Annotated in this window: 11 protein-coding genes and 1 pseudogene; 7 read left to right on the forward strand and 5 right to left on the reverse strand. The window is 46.8% G+C overall.

The annotated features are described in order from the left end of the window. Nucleotides 1-48: 48 nt before the first annotated feature. The gene (locus MHM99_RS14945; protein ID WP_239220015.1) at nt 49-903 is read right to left on the reverse strand and encodes a hypothetical protein; all 855 of its coding nucleotides are present in this window, start codon (nt 901-903) and stop codon (nt 49-51) included. Nucleotides 904-1,145: 242 nt separating this feature from the next. On the opposite strand from MHM99_RS14945, the gene glnK reads away from it, so the two are divergent. From glnK to MHM99_RS14965, 4 genes are all read left to right on the forward strand, one after another. Next, a complete protein-coding gene (glnK, locus tag MHM99_RS14950; protein WP_012516988.1) occupies nt 1,146-1,484 on the forward strand; it encodes a P-II family nitrogen regulator in 339 nt (112 codons plus the stop codon). A 32-nt stretch (nt 1,485-1,516) separates the two neighbouring features. Next, the gene (locus tag MHM99_RS14955; RefSeq protein ID WP_014948004.1) at nt 1,517-2,764 is read left to right on the forward strand and encodes an ammonium transporter; all 1,248 of its coding nucleotides are present in this window, start codon (nt 1,517-1,519) and stop codon (nt 2,762-2,764) included. Nucleotides 2,765-2,985: 221 nt separating this feature from the next. Then, complete coding sequence (ggt, locus tag MHM99_RS14960; protein WP_131137939.1) at nt 2,986-4,677, forward strand: gamma-glutamyltransferase; 1,692 nt, start codon at nt 2,986-2,988, stop codon at nt 4,675-4,677. Nucleotides 4,678-4,860: 183 nt separating this feature from the next. Next, the gene (locus tag MHM99_RS14965) at nt 4,861-5,787 is read left to right on the forward strand and encodes a Dyp-type peroxidase (RefSeq protein ID WP_049589087.1); all 927 of its coding nucleotides are present in this window, start codon (nt 4,861-4,863) and stop codon (nt 5,785-5,787) included. Between the two features lie 28 nt (nt 5,788-5,815). Here MHM99_RS14965 and MHM99_RS14970 read toward each other — a convergent pair whose 3' ends face one another. From MHM99_RS14970 to MHM99_RS14985, 4 genes are all read right to left on the reverse strand, one after another. After that, entirely contained in the window at nt 5,816-6,889 is a 1,074-nt protein-coding gene (locus MHM99_RS14970) for an adenylate/guanylate cyclase domain-containing protein (protein ID WP_039225111.1), read from the reverse strand. Between the two features lie 154 nt (nt 6,890-7,043). Next, complete coding sequence (hemL, locus tag MHM99_RS14975; RefSeq protein ID WP_014948008.1) at nt 7,044-8,324, reverse strand: glutamate-1-semialdehyde 2,1-aminomutase; 1,281 nt, start codon at nt 8,322-8,324, stop codon at nt 7,044-7,046. Between the two features lie 4 nt (nt 8,325-8,328). Beyond that, nucleotides 8,329-9,342 carry an aspartate carbamoyltransferase gene (locus tag MHM99_RS14980; protein ID WP_014948009.1) on the reverse strand — a complete coding sequence of 338 codons (1,014 nt, stop codon included), beginning with the start codon at nt 9,340-9,342 and terminating at the stop codon, nt 8,329-8,331. A 163-nt stretch (nt 9,343-9,505) separates the two neighbouring features. After that, on the reverse strand, nt 9,506-10,153 hold the full coding sequence (locus MHM99_RS14985) for a TetR/AcrR family transcriptional regulator (protein ID WP_049589088.1): 648 nt from the start codon (nt 10,151-10,153) through the stop codon (nt 9,506-9,508). A 129-nt stretch (nt 10,154-10,282) separates the two neighbouring features. Here MHM99_RS14985 and MHM99_RS14990 point away from each other — a divergent pair, with 129 nt between their 5' ends. From MHM99_RS14990 to MHM99_RS15000, 3 genes and pseudogenes are all read left to right on the forward strand, one after another. Further along, a complete protein-coding gene (locus tag MHM99_RS14990; protein WP_049589089.1) occupies nt 10,283-11,422 on the forward strand; it encodes an efflux RND transporter periplasmic adaptor subunit in 1,140 nt (379 codons plus the stop codon). Further along, nucleotides 11,422-14,568: pseudogene (locus MHM99_RS14995) on the forward strand (efflux RND transporter permease subunit). Before MHM99_RS14990 ends, MHM99_RS14995 begins: the two are co-directional and overlap by 1 nt. Nucleotides 14,569-14,733: 165 nt before the next feature. Beyond that, nucleotides 14,734-15,444, forward strand: a complete 711-nt coding sequence (locus MHM99_RS15000; protein ID WP_239220017.1) for a DUF2982 domain-containing protein — start codon at nt 14,734-14,736, stop codon at nt 15,442-15,444. The last annotated feature ends 56 nt before the right edge of the window (nt 15,445-15,500 follow it).

The raw sequence follows: 15,500 nt of genomic DNA on the forward strand, positions 1-15,500 counted from the left end.
TGTGATAAGGGCTTACCTCACATGACGGTAAATCGTTGATAGAGACAACTAGTTAATCTCTTCGTCTTTAGGAAGTTTATTGACTCTGGCTTCTATAAAACGTTTGTGGTCGTCCATTTTGGTGCATTCTAAGGTTCCACCAGCAATCCCACTCAATATCGCCAAAGTTTTATTGGTCGTACTGCTACAGTTTACGCGTTTCGAAGGGCGTCGATTTTCATTAGCTTGTATTTGCTGTGTGCTTGGCCCGCTAAGCACAGGACTATTTTTACGCTCTTGAAATGCTTTTGCTGCCTGTTCTGCGTCTTCAGCGACTTTGTCACTGTGATACTTTTCAAAGTAGAGGGCTGCGCCATCTTTTACCGACAGATTCAACGAGCCTGCGCGCCGATTTGCGTCTTTTGATAATGTGGGCGACGGCAGTGTATTAGTCGGCTTACTTTCAACGGGTACCTTCTGTTTATCGGGCTCAGCATTTTTCTGCTGCTTGGACGCAGGGCTTTCTACAATTTCATTTTTACTATCAAGTGCTTCAGTCGCTTTGGTTGCGTCAGGCTTCAACTCAATTTCTTGCCTTTTAGGGGAAACATCGATTGGTTTAGTTTCTTGTGGTTTAGCTTGGGCAGGAGGGCGTGGAACGGGGGGATAGTACAGTCTGGCGCTTATCTCCGGCGTTCGCTCCAAAACATTTACTCGTGCTTTTTGATTGTTGATGCCCATTTGAGAAAGTATGACCACTACGATGACCCCAAACACATGTGCACAGCCCGAAATTAATAGTGGGCGCCACGCCGTTTTCTTTGCAACGGAATGGTGTTCAATGCTGCGCTCAGGCGCAAAGAAAGATGGGGTGATAGTCGTCATAGTAAACAACAGACCATGGGCCCTATCGAATAGTTCCATCCTAATTTCATCGCACTTTTTAGTCCTCTCACCTTACCGCAACCTCATACCGCTTCAAAATTGGGCAAATTTTTAACAGTGCACCATTAGTGTGCATTATTTTTGTGCGTTCATGAAGCGTTTGCTTGTATGTGTTTGATTTATTTGGCTAATCATTTGTGGCATGGCTCTTGGTTTATCTTCCCATAGTTGGAAACACGACCATAAATCACAGAATAACCAAAACAAACTGGGAGCAACTCATGAAACTAGTCACAGCGATCATCAAGCCGTTCAAGCTAGATGATGTTCGTGAAGCCATTTCAGAAATCGGTATCGACGGTTTGACCGTGACCGAAGTGAAGGGCTTTGGACGTCAAAAAGGACACACTGAACTTTACCGCGGAGCGGAATATCAGGTGGATTTTCTACCTAAAGTCAAACTGGAAATTGCTGTTCAGGATGATCAAGTAGAGCGCCTGGTAGAAGCCATCGTTGGCGCTGCCAAAACAGGCAAAATTGGAGACGGCAAGGTGTTTGTTTACGACCTTGAACACGCCGTTCGTATTCGAACTGGTGAGTCGGATAGCGACGCGCTGTAAGCCACAACGATATATTTGCGGAGAAAACCATAATGGAAATCACTTTTGAACTTGGGTATGCGCTAGATACCTTTTATTTTCTAATCTGCGGTGCACTGGTTATGTGGATGGCTGCAGGTTTTGCGATGCTTGAAGCTGGTCTTGTTCGAGCGAAAAACACCACAGAAATTCTAACTAAAAACGTGGCGCTATTCGCTATCGCTTGCACTATGTACATGATTTGCGGTTACGGCATTATGTACGGTGGCGGCGACTGGGGTCCATTCCTAAGCGGTATCATGGCTGATGGCGCAACAGGTGTCGCTGAAGAGCCAGCAACATATGCACCTTCTGCTGACTTCTTCTTCCAAGTAGTATTTGTTGCAACAGCAATGTCTATCGTATCTGGTGCAGTAGCTGAGCGTATGAAGCTTTGGGCATTCCTAGCGTTCGCAGTTGTTATGACGGGCTTCATCTACCCAATGGAAGGTGCTTGGACATGGGGCGGCGAAGCAGTATTCGGTATGTATACGCTTGGCGACCTTGGTTTCTCTGACTTTGCAGGTTCAGGTATTGTTCACATGGCCGGTGCAGCTGCTGCTCTTGCTGGTGTTCTTGTGCTTGGTGCTCGTAAGGGTAAATACACCGCTGACGGTAAAGTAAACGCGATTCCAGGTGCAAACTTACCGCTTGCAACTTTAGGTACATTTATCCTGTGGATGGGTTGGTTTGGCTTCAACGGCGGTTCAGTACTGGCTACTGCAACTGTTGAAAGTGCAAACTCAGTAGCGATTGTATTTATGAACACAAATGCTGCAGCTGCTGGTGGTGCAATTGCTGCACTTATCGTAGCACGCATTCTATTCGGTAAAGCTGACCTAACTATGGTACTTAACGGTGCACTAGCCGGTCTTGTGGCTATTACAGCAGAGCCTTCAACACCTACACCATTACAAGCTACTTTGTTCGGCGGCCTTGGTGGTATTTTAGTAGTGCTTAGCATTGTTGCACTAGACAAGCTTAAGATTGACGATCCAGTGGGCGCCATTTCAGTTCACGGCGTGGTAGGTCTTCTAGGTCTTATCCTTGTACCTTTCACTAACGATGGTTCAAGCATCTCTGGTCAGCTAATTGGTGCAGCGACTATCTTTGTATGGGTATTCGTAGTGAGCCTAGTGGTATGGCTAGTGATTAAAGCGGTTATGGGTGTACGTGTGAGCGAAGAAGAAGAATTCGACGGCGTAGACATGAGCGAATGTGGTCTGGAAGCATACCCAGACTTCACAAGCAGCCGTTCGTAAGAGAGTCTCGATTAGGCAACGAAACAACAATAACAATAATGCCTTATTACTTTGTTTAAGCCCCGCTAATGCGGGGCTTTTTTCGTTTCATGCAATGTGTTTTATGACCATTACTGGGCTTAGGAAAAGAGCCTAGGCGTAATGTGGTAATAACGCTACACTATGAATCGATATACTGACGCTAGATTTATTATCGGCAACGTTTTAGTAAAAGGACGGTTATGATTGCAAGTGTGCGACTTCTACCTTTGATACTGGCTTTCTTTAGTATCAGCTGTTTGGGCTATGACAGAATAACGGGGCATCCCTTTGCAAGTCGCTCAGAAGTTATTGCAAAGAACGGCATGGCAGCAACAAGCCAACCATTAGCTACGCAAGTGGCGTTGGATATTTTAAAACAAGGCGGCAGTGCAGTTGATGCAGCTATTGCAGCCAATGCCATGTTAGGTTTAGTTGAGCCTACAGGCAGCGGTATTGGCGGCGACCTATTTGCCATTGTGTGGGATGCAAAAGAAGAGAAGCTAGTCGGCTTAAACGCTTCTGGCCGTTCACCCAGACAGTTAACCAAAGCGGTGTTTGCCGAGCGTGGTTTGCATCAAATTCCAAAATTCGGTCCGCTACCTGTTTCTGTCCCTGGCGCTGTAGATGGCTGGTTTGCACTACACGAAAAATTTGGCAAGCTGCCTATGTCTGCGCTGCTTACCCCATCTATCAAATATGCCCGTGAGGGGTTTCCTGTTTCAGAAGTTATTGCCTACTACTGGCAGATGAATCAAGAGCGAATTGGTCACTATGACGGTTTTGCAGAGACTTTTCTTATCGACGGGAAAGTTCCGCAAAAAGGCGATGTTTTTAAAAACCCTGGCTTAGCCGTGACCTATGAAAAGATTGCAACAGGCGGGCGAGATGCTTTTTATAAGGGCGATATCGCACGCACTATCGATGCTTACATGAAGTCCCAAGGCGGCTTTTTGTCATACCAGGATTTGTCATCACATACCTCGGAGTGGGTAGAGCCCGTCTCTGCTAACTATCGCGGGTATGATGTGTGGGAACTTCCGCCCAACGGACAAGGCATAGCGGCACTACAGATTCTTAATGTGCTTGAGCACTATGATATCGAAGGAATGGGGTTTAACTCAGCAGACTACATCCATACCTTTGTTGAAGCCAAGAAGCTCGCCTTCGAAGATCGCGCTAAGTTCTATGCGGATCCAGACTTCAACGATATTCCAGTCGACTGGCTAATTTCGAAAGAGTATGCCGCTAAGCGCCAGAAGCTCATAGATAATGAACGCGCAGCGAATCGCGTTGATGCGGGTATTTATGAAGGGGATACCATTTATCTGACCGTTGCTGATAAAGAGGGCAATATGGTGTCCTTAATTCAAAGTAACTACCGCGGAATGGGCTCAGGCATGACACCTCCAGGGCTAGGTTTTATTCTTCAAAATAGAGGTGAGATGTTTACCCTTGAAGAAGGGCACTTTAATGAATATCGCCCGGGAAAGCGTCCATTTCACACCATTATCCCGGCTTTTGTAACAAGAAACGGTAAGCCAGTGATGAGCTTTGGCGTGATGGGCGGTGGAACTCAGCCTCAAATGCATGCGCAAATTATTGTAAACATTCTCGACTTCGGAATGAATTTGCAGGAAGCGGGGGATGCTCCACGCATACTGCACAGTGGGTCGAGTAGCCCAACGGGCGCGTTGATGACTGATGGTGGCTATGTGAGCTTAGAATCGGGGTTCAGTGAAACCGTTCAGCGAGAACTCATGGAGCGGGGGCATAAGCTTCAACGCGTGGTAGGCGCGTTCGGTGGCTATCAGGCCATCGCTTGGGACGAGCAGAAAGGTGTCTATTTTGGCGCTTCAGAAACGCGAAAAGATGGACAAGCCGCGGGCTATTAAGCACACTAGTGTAAATAATAGGCGGCGGAGTTAATTTGTTCCCCGTTTGCTGCTTCGCTTTAAAGGGTTTCAAAGTTTGAAGCAGCCGCTACACTTTACGATAAGGTTCGCACAACAAAGCGCGGCGAATGATCGCCAGCAGCGAAACGTCAGAACAAGGCGTTAATAACAACAAGAGCGGCAATGACACAACCACAAAAAGGCCTCTGCGCTGAGCCAAATTTACATGCACAGTATTTATTACTGAACGTCATTGATGACGATAGCCAAGCCGTACGCGCCAAACTATCTCGCGTGCTGGATATATTCGAGCATTTTGAGAATGAGCACTACGAAGCCATGGTAACCGGGGTTGTCGCTATTGGCACCGGTTACTGGGCTGAGGTATACCCCGGTTTGATACCTGTTGAGCTTGCCCCTTTTCCTGATATGCAGTGTGACGATAGAAGTGCCCCCACCATGCCTTGCGATCTCTTCATTCAAATTCGCGCTGATAGGCTGGATATTTGCCATGCGGTTGGCATTGAAGTGATGGATTTGTTGCGTATTCATGTAGAACTGGTGGAGCAGATAAGAGGGTTTAGGTACTTAGATGGCCGTGACCTCAATGGTTTTCTTTATGGCGCAGATAATCCACGTGGCATGAAGCGGAGACAAGTCGGGATTATTGGCGAAGATGATCCTGATTTTAGCGGTGGCAGCTATGTTCACATACAACGCTATCGCCATGATTTAAGGCGCTGGAATAGTCTTTCAAGCCGTCAGCAAGAACAAGTGATGGGCACCACGCAAGAGCACAATTTGGTAAGTAGCGAACTATCTGAATCTTCACATTGTGTTAGGGCAAGCACTGTTGCGCCCGATGGCGACGAACCAAGGCTAATTAAGCAAGGCATGCCATACGGTGATATGGCCTCTCAAGGCTTATTCTTCGTAAGCTGTAGTGCCAGTGCGCGGCCATTTAAACAGATGCTCCACAGCCAAATATACGGCAACGGTGAAGGCGATTATGACAGATGGCTGGACTTTACCAGTGCTGAAACAGGTGCTGCGTTTTTCGCGCCATCCATTAATTTTATTCGCCAGCAGGCTAAGTTATCTGAGTCCTAAATTTAACCGTCGCTTATGGCCATTGGGATTAGTAGACTAGCGCACCATCCCAATCCTCCTTAAAATCGACGCTTTTGTAAATTCGACAAACATCTATGTGATGATGCGCTAGCGAATCGTTTGGGCTCATAGCGACAGCGGTCTCAAAAAAAGAAATGGCCTCGTCCCACTGCTGATTTATACGGCATGCGATACCTGCGGCAATCTTGGTCTGAACCGCCAACTTCTTTTCCTGCTCACTCTCTGAAAGGTGGCTTAACACCTCGTATATTTCAATTGGCGCTTTTCGTCCTTTCACTCTTACCCAGTCAAGCAAGCGGGTTTTAATTGGGAAGCCAGACCCTATGGTCTGAAGAACTTGGGCACTTACGATAATATCCGCCTCGTATTTGGGGGTTAAAGCTTCTAAGCGAGAAGCAATGTTTACGCTATCGCCAATGACGGTGGTATCCATCCTATCTTCTGAACCTACCGTACCCATAATAACAGGCCCAAAGTGGATACCTATTCCCATATTAATTGGTTCGTAGTTACTGTTCTTTCTATGGCCGTTATATATTGTCAGCGCTTTGCGTAAGTCGAGCGCAGCATTAACCGCATCCATAGCTTTTTGTTGTGAAGATCCTTCGCGATGATCGAACAGCGCCATAATGGCGTCGCCCATGAACTTATCAATAAAACCGTGGTTTTGATGAATAGGATCGTTCATTCTGGTGAAATAAGAATTAAGAAAGTTCATCAACTCTTGTGGCGTAATACGTTCAGAAAAACCGGTAAAGCCTCTGATATCGCAAAACATAATCGCAACGTCGTTTTCAGCCGCATAGCCAAGACCCAGCGCGTCTACGTCAGAATTCGACATGTGCTCCACAAACTGCTTTGGAATGAATTTTTGAAAGGTTTGTGTAAGCCTTTGGGCCTCATCGGCAGCTGTGTGAAAGTGCGTTTCGTCGTCGTTTTTTGCGACAGTGGTGGAGACATGACGCCGACGTTTAAATTGGCTAGCTCTGTATGCAAACCGACGGCTGCGCCTTACGTGCAAAGTTGTGATAGCGACACTGTAGAGAAAAAGCGCGCAAATAGCGCCAAACTGCCAATCCATTGATAACACCACACCTATAAACTGCTTTTAAATGAAGGCTAATAATCTAGCCCGCGAGGAATTCAAGCGTTACGTATGAGAGAAGCAATGAAGAAGAGGCACTAATACGCCACGGTGGGCGTATTAGTGCAAAAATTACCAGAAAGGAATTAACTTAAAGCGTTGAGAACACTTTATCTGCTGCAGCAAGGGTTTGCTCAATGACTGCAGCGTCATGCGCTTTAGAAACAAAGCCCGCTTCATAAGATGCAGGTGCTAAGTAAACGCCTTGCTCTAGCATACCGTGATAGAATTTATTGAATTGCTCGGTATTACAGTTAATTGCTTGCTTGTAGTTCGTAACTTTCTCTACGTCAGTAAAGAATATCCCAAACATACTGCCGGCAATATTAGTAGTTAGACTAATATTGTGTTTGTCAGCAAGGGCTTGGAAACCATCCACTAGCGTTTGCGTATTTTCGAAAATTGAATCGTAAAGTCCAGGCTGCTTTATTTGCGTTAAAGCAGCAAGACCTGCAGCCATTGCTACTGGGTTACCAGAAAGCGTACCCGCTTGGTAAATTGGCCCTGTCGGTGCTATGTGAGTAATAATGTCACGACGGCCACCAAAACAGCCCACTGGCATGCCGCCGCCAATGACTTTACCCAAGCAAGTCAGGTCTGGTTTGATGTTATAACGCTCTTGCGCCCCGCCGCGAGATACGCGGAAGCCTGTCATTACTTCATCAAAAATCAATACGCTGCCATATTGGTCACAAATAGCGCGAAGTCCTTCAAGGAAGCCTTCCACAGGAGGGATACAGTTCATGTTACCTGCGACAGGTTCAACGATAATGCACGCAATATCATCGCCATGGGCTTCGAAGATTTCTTTTACGCTGTCTAGGTTATTGTATTCAACGGTAAGCGTATGCTCAGCAACATTTGCTGGAACACCTGGTGAACTTGGTACACCAAGGGTTAGCGCCCCTGAGCCCGCTTTAACTAGCAGAGAGTCGGCGTGCCCGTGGTAGCAGCCTTCAAACTTAACAATTTTGTTTCTGCTCGTGTAGCCGCGAGCCAGGCGAATAGCTGACATAGTGGCCTCTGTACCAGAGTTCACCATGCGTACCATTTCCATAGATGGAACCAGTTCGCTAACCAACTCAGCCATGATCACTTCAGCTTCGGTAGGCGCACCGAAAGATAGGCCGTTATACGACGCTTCAATAACCGCTTCGCGAATTTGGGCGTTATTGTGACCTAGAACCATAGGGCCCCAAGACTGAATATAGTCAATATATTGCTTACCATCCGCATCCCACATGTAAGCGCCATCAGCTTTCGTGATGAAGCGAGGTGTACCGCCTACCGCTTTAAAAGCGCGAACGGGTGAATTTACGCCACCAGGAATGGTTTTTTGGGCGCGGGTAAATAGGGCTTCAGATTTTTGCATGTAATTACTTACTCTTATTGCTGTACCAAACAACGTCACGCTCGTACTTAGTGAGAAGGTTTTCTACACCCAGAGTAAGCGCAAACAATGCCATTCTGACAAGTACACCATTGTCGGTTTGTCTAAAAATGGCGAGGTTTGGATTGAGGTTTAGATCGTTATCTAATTCGTTGGCTTCCATACGTGAATCTCGTGGAAGTGGATGCATGATAACGGTCTTCGACTGAAAGTGTTTCGTGTAAATCGACTGATTAAGGCGGAACTTACCTCGGTATTTGTTGGCTTCTTCTTGAGAAGGAAAGCGCTCTTCCTGAATGCGTGTTTGATAGCATATGTCCGCATCCATATTCCCTTCAAGGGTATCGGTAATCGTAAGCTGGTGCCCCGCATTTTCGATGGCGTCTATGATGGGCTGAGGCATGGCCAGCTCTTTTGGCGAAATGAGCGTAAAGCGAATGTTTTTAAACAAACATAACAAGCGAGATAAAGAGTGTACTGTTCGGCCGTAGCGCAAATCACCAATCATGGCGATGTGTAAGCCGTCAATGCCGTGGCCATTGTATTCCAGTTCACGTTTAATCGTGAACAAGTCCAACAGTGCTTGGGTTGGGTGTTCGTTTGCACCATCACCACCGTTGATAACAGGTACACGACTACCTTCGGCAAATTCTGCCACTGAACCCGCCGCAGGATGTCGCATTGCAATAATGTCGGAATAGCCGCTCAGCACACGGGCTGTGTCGTACAATGACTCACCTTTAGCCAGCGCAGAGCTTGACATGCCGGTGGTTTCTCTAACTTCACCACCTAAAAGGTTGAATGCGGTACCAAAGCTAACTCGCGTACGGGTACTTGGCTCAAAGAAAAGGTTACCGAGAATGGCGCCATCTAGCACGGTTGTGCGCTTTTGTCGTTTGGCATAGGGTTGCATGGAATTGGCAACTGAGAACACTTTCTCAATGGCCTCGCGATCGAATTGATTAACCGAAAGAATGTGGTTACCGGTAAAGTCAGACATGCGCTTCTCAATCATCAACGAAAACGGCGCTAGTTTATAATACCGCTGGGGTTAAGTCATTAGCGCAACGTTAATCTTGCCTTACGTTTTTCTCAGTTTGGCGTTTTATTGAAAAGGGCTTTCCAAAAATCAAAATGCAAGTGTGCATGTGCGCATATGTCGGCTAATTGTGTTGCTGAGTATAATGGGTAAAGAGTAAAAGGATCTTTTCAGCTGCGCTATTTACGTGGGCTGTAATCGCTTCGTCTTGAAGCGGAGACTGTATGCCGCACAGCATCATGGTGTGATATTCCCCCTTAAGCAGGGCGCAATAATCTACTGCCAGCTGTTGGGCGATATCACGGCTTAAGCTACCTTCTCCGAACTTCTCTATGACATCACTCAATGTAGATAGGGAAGCTTCTGGGCCAGCCTGATAAAAAAGTGTTGCCACATGAGGGCTATTTACCGCTTCAGCTATAATTACTCGAAAGATAGCAATGGCTTCAGGATCTTGTAATAGTCGCACAAATTGACAGCCAACTTTTCGTAAACATTCTAATAGTGAGAGTGAGCCTGAAGTGGCGTCGATAAGTTGCTGGGTGTCGAGTTGGTATGATCTGCATTTCGATGAGATTGCCGCTTGAAAGAGAGCATCTTTTCCTTCGAAATGAGAATAGACCGTTTGTTTAGACACACCTGAGGCTTTAGCCACAGTGTCCATAGATGTGTTGGCAAAACCCTCTTTTAAGAACAGGCAAGACGCTGCATGCAATATAAGATGGTATTTCTCTTCGCTTTTAGGTCGGCCTTGCTTTCGAGTGGTAGCCACGTTCGTTCTCACTTTATTGACGAATATTTAAATATCAAACTGGACGGTCTAGTATTTATATACTAGCATAGCACAATAAGTATGCAAATATAGCCCAGAGCAAACGCTAAACTGGTTAAAGGAAATGTTATGACTGCTGCAACGACGCCTTCTAAAAGTGGCAAACTCTCACTTATTATCGCTATTGCCGTTTTTACTGCAGCGTTGGTCATTCTTTTGATGACAGCAGGTCTTGGCAATGCGACACAAACGCCAGAGGCAAGAGTTCCGGTTGCAGTGTCCACTGGAACAGTCAAAATTCAATCGGGCTTTGAAACTCCAATCAATGTTTTTGGGCTTGTCGAATCCCCGCGGGCCACTTCGCTTTCATTCGATATGGCAGGGCAAGTCAATACATTACTTGTTGAAGAGGGCGATGTAGTAAGTAAAGGGGATGTTCTAGCCCGTCAAGATATTCAGCGTCTCAATGCCAGAAAACGTGAGCTTCAAGCCTCACTTGAGCGTGCAAACGCCGACCTTGAACTTGCTAGAGTAAACAGCGAAAGAACCACGTCGTTGGTTGAGAAAAAGCTAGAATCAGCGCAGCGACTAGACGAAACCAAGGCAAGTCTCAATGTCGCTAAGGCACAAGTTAGTGAAATGCAGGCCGCCCTTGAATCACTGAATGTAGAAATAGAAAAAACGACCCTTATTTCTCCCTTCGATGGCGTAGTCAATCGACGCTTTTTTGATGAAGGCAGTGTAGTTAGCGCTGGAACCCCCGTGTTTGGAATTACGGGCATAGAGAATTATCAGGCACGTTTCGCGGTACCTGCCGATGTTGTGGATCAGTTTGACCTTAATGAGCCGGTGCTGGTTAGCGTCGGGGATATTGATGTGGCGGGTACTGTTACGCAACGCTTACCTGTTCGCAACGTGCAAACGCGAACCATTGATATTTTAGTGACATTAAATAGTAATGAGCGGGTACGCCCCGGTGACATGGCCATTTTGTCTGGCTTTCGTTCTCACTCTGAGACAGGAAGTTGGCTGCCGGTTAACGCGCTAAGCAACGGCTTGCGCGGTTTGTGGCGCGTATTTGTTTTATCAAACGAGCAAAACGCCACCCTTGAAGCCCGTGTAGTGGAAGTTGTATATACCGACGGAAACAACGCGTTTGTGCGCGGAGCGCTTAAAGATGGAGAGGTTTACGTAAGCGAAGGTACACACAAACTCGCACCTGGCCAAATGGTATCAATCCCCAGTCAACATCAAGCTGGGGCACGCTAATGAAGTCATTTAACTTCGGCTCAGATAAATCTTATCCATGGTATACCTTATTTTACCGACGAGGGCATTTACTCATACTGAGTCTTCTGGTGCTAGTCACAGCAGGGTTGTCAGCATTAGGCTCTCTGCCGCGTATTGAGGACCCGCGAATAGATACGCGAAACGCACTGATCATCACTCAATACCCAGGCGCGTCGGCGGAACGGGTAGAGGCTTTGGTTAGTGATGTGCTTGAAGACAGGCTTAGAGAAATATTTGAAATAAAGGAAGTGAAGTCCACGTCGCGTGCTGGTATCTCCATCATTCTCATAGAGACGCAAGACTGGATAAATGATTCAAGTAACGAACAACTATTCAGTGAAATTCGCGATGCCATTGGCGCTGCCGCTGAGTCATTCCCTGAAGGTGCAATGGCGCCAGTTTTCGATGAAAAGCGCGGCGCGACTGCGTTTACTTTATTGCTATCTGTGCGTGCGGACCACTTTGAAAATACCCCTATTACACTCACCGCGCGTTTGGCCCAAGAACTTACAGACAGGCTGCGAAACGTTAACGGCACTGAGCTTGTGCGTGTATACGGCGCGCCACAGGAAGAGATTAGCGTCAACATCGACCCTATTAAGCTTGCTGCAACGGGTCTTACCTTACAGCAAGTAAGTAACTTAATAAGCCGCGCTGACCCCAAATTGCCTGCGGGTATGCTTAACTCCCAGCAAAGCAATTTGCGCTTTACAGTGGGGGATGGCTTAGATGGCGTGAACATGATTGCTTCAATACCCTTGGTGAACCAGCAAGGTCGCTACTTACGGGTGGAAGACGTTGCGACTGTAGAGAGAAGTTTCACAACACCTCGAAAGGACGTGGCATTCTTAAATGGTGAAGAGTCTATCTTTGTAGCAGCGCGTATGCAGCCCTCGCTACGCTCAGATGTATGGACAGAAAATGCATTAGCAGTAGTGGAACAGTTCAATAAAGACTTCAGCGGAACCTTAACCGCGACTGTTGCATTTGAGCAAAACGAATATACTGCCACTCGCCTTGCTGACTTATCGATGAACCTGCTTATGGGCTGCGCCGTGGTCATGATGGTTATTCTACTTTTCATGGGGTTTCGTGCTGCGTGGATTGTGGGCCTGGCACTTCCCTTATGCGCCGCTTTTGCCTTGTTCTCTTTAAGTTTTTACGACGAGCAAATTCACCAAATGTCTATCTTTGGCATGATCATCGCCATTGGTTTACTAATCGATAACGCCATTGTTATTACCGATGAAATTCGCATTAATTTACAAGATCCTAATTTAACGCGAGTAGGCGCTATGGCGAAAAGCGTCTCTCATCTATTTGTGCCGCTTTTGGCTTCAACGCTCACGACCATTTTAGGCTTTATGCCGATTTTTCTTTTAGACGGCAACATTGGTGACTTTGTTGGCCCGATTGCCATTAGCGTGGTGATGGCGCTTATTGGCTCGCTGTTTATCTCTTTAACTATCATTGCAGCCCTCGCTGCCCGATTTTTGCCAAAGCACGACAACAGTTCGCAACATGAAACAGCATCGAAGGCGTGGTGGAAAGTGGGATTACAAGCGCCAGAGCTTAGTCTGGCTTTCAAAAAACAATTGGGTAGATGGATAAAGCAGCCGATTTTGGTGTTACCGATTATTGCTTTGCTTTGTTTATCTGGATTTGTACTGTCTAAAAGCTTAGCCAATGTGTTTTTCCCAAGTGCAGACAGAGATCAGTTCGAAGTGTACCTGTGGACCAAAGAAGGCAGTAGCATCGACAACACCACAAACTACGTTAAAAAAGTCGATAGCGCCATACGCAGCGAGCAAGGCGTGAAACAAGTAAGCTGGTTAGTCGGGGGCTCTGCCCCATCGGTGTACTATAACCAGACGATGACCCGTGACAACATGCCTTACTTTGCAAATGCTGTGGTGTCGACAGATACAGTGGATGACGCTGTTGCGCTAGTGGGCAAACTACAACAAGAGCTTGATAGCGCGTATCCAGAAGTACAAATTGTAGTGCGAGCCTTTGGGCAGGGTCCGCCTATTGCGGCGCCTGTTGAGGTAGAGATTTTCGGCCCTGATCTGAATGTGTTGAATGACCTAGGCGACAAAGTACGCATGTTAATGTCTGAAGTCGACGGCATTTCTCAGTCTATAACCAGCGTTTCAATGGGAGAACCCGAGCTTAAAATAAACGCGGACAGCGATAACCTGTCTTACTTGGGGCTTACGCTTTCCGAGCTTGCCAATCAAATGCAGATAAACTTTTCAGGTATTACCGGTGGTTCTGTTTTGGAAAGCACAGAAGAAATTCCTGTACGCGTGAGGCTAGACGAGGCGTATAGACAAAATGTAACGGGCGTAGACGCCATGCCAATTCCGGTTGCAGGAGACAATGCTATTTCTTGGTCGCCACTTGCTGCTGTAACAAACTTAACGCTTCAGCCTGCAACCAGCAGTATTACGCGCCTTGATGGCGAAAGGCTAAATCGTATTCAGGCGTTTTTGCTTCCTGGTGTCCCGGCCATTGATGCAAGTAATCATTTGCGAGATCTTCTCGAAAGTCGATTAATTCTTCCCGAAGGATATCGTATTCATTTAGCGGGAGACGCTGATGAACAGCAGCAAGCATTAGGTAAATTAGCGACCTATGCGCCGGTGCTGTTGGTTCTTATGGTAACAACGCTCATTCTGACTTTTACCAGCTTGCGCATGGCGGGTGTAATCGGATTAGTGGCAATACTTTCTGTAGGGCTGGGTATGTTCAGTCTTTGGATATCTGGATTGCCGGTTGGGTTTAATCCGCTGCTAGGTTGTGCTGGCCTTATTGGCGTAGCAATCAACGGATCGATAGTGGTCATTGCCGCTATCAACGCGAACCCCAAAGCAAAGCAGGGAGACACGAAAGCCATTGTTGAAGAAACCATGAGCTGTAGCCGCCATATTTTATCGACTACTTTCACGACGGTAGGTGGATTGATTCCCTTGCTATTGTTCAGTGAAGGTAGCTTTTGACCGCCGTTGGCCGTGGTGCTGGCTGGTGGAGTAGGATTCTCGGTAATCTTGTCGTTAGTCTTTACGCCAACTATAGTGGCTGCTTTTCAACGATACCGTTATAGAAATCACACATTGGCATAATTTTACGGTTAAACTATCCCTTTTTAACCCACGTATAAATTTGGCTTACTTAGCGTATGCGAAAATCAAATCCTCTTTTGCGTTGGTGGCAAACCGACTGCGTGAAGTGTAAACGCATGAGACTTTATATCGTTTGGGCCGTAATCATGTTGGTGGTGTATTTTTATGTCTGGTACTAGTGTCGAACCAATCTATATCCGAGCAGCCTCGAAAAGTAACGGTATTACCAGCCTGGTGCTGGGCTGTATCGGTTTGTGTGTTGCGGCACTGTGGTTAGCCTTTCTTCCCGATTGGCTGTTCTTAGCGGGGATTTTTATCACCAGTGCCGCGTTAGTGTGCTTGCTCGTAGGGTACTTCAAAATTCGTGAGCCCGACTATAGTTTGGAAATAGCCAAAGACTATATCACTTATCGCCACCGTCTGGGCAGTTGGCGCATTCATTGGGACAACCTGCTGCGCGCAGATTGCCCCCGTGTTCGCCATGGGCTGGAGCATATTCCCCTTGAAACCATCGGTTTCAAAATCAAAAGTTACACGGATTTCCTCAATACGATTTCACCACGGCTTGCAACGCACTTGTTAATGGAGCAGCGGCCATTGCTAATGCAGAACACAGATGAGAATTGCGCCTCTGGAAGCTGTTATGAGCAATCTATGTTTGACGATAAGCAGTACGTTATGGAAGACGGGACCATCATTAAAGGCATTAAAGCTATGCTGGCACATCGTATGGTAGAGCTAAGAAAGCGCCTTGGGTATGATATTTTTATCGCGAGTTCAGAGCTAGATAGGGATGCCAGCGAGTTTGCAGGACTTATTGCTCAGTGCCAGAAAGCTAGGGCCTGTATATGGTCTCCCCCATTATTGCAAGAGTAAACATGCTGTTTTGACTAAAATGGTTTGCGTCCGTATATCCGGCTTCTCGTTGAAGT

Origin of the sequence: Alteromonas sp. MmMcT2-2 (assembly GCF_022348305.1) — a bacterium.
Taxonomy (GTDB): domain Bacteria; phylum Pseudomonadota; class Gammaproteobacteria; order Enterobacterales; family Alteromonadaceae; genus Alteromonas; species Alteromonas macleodii.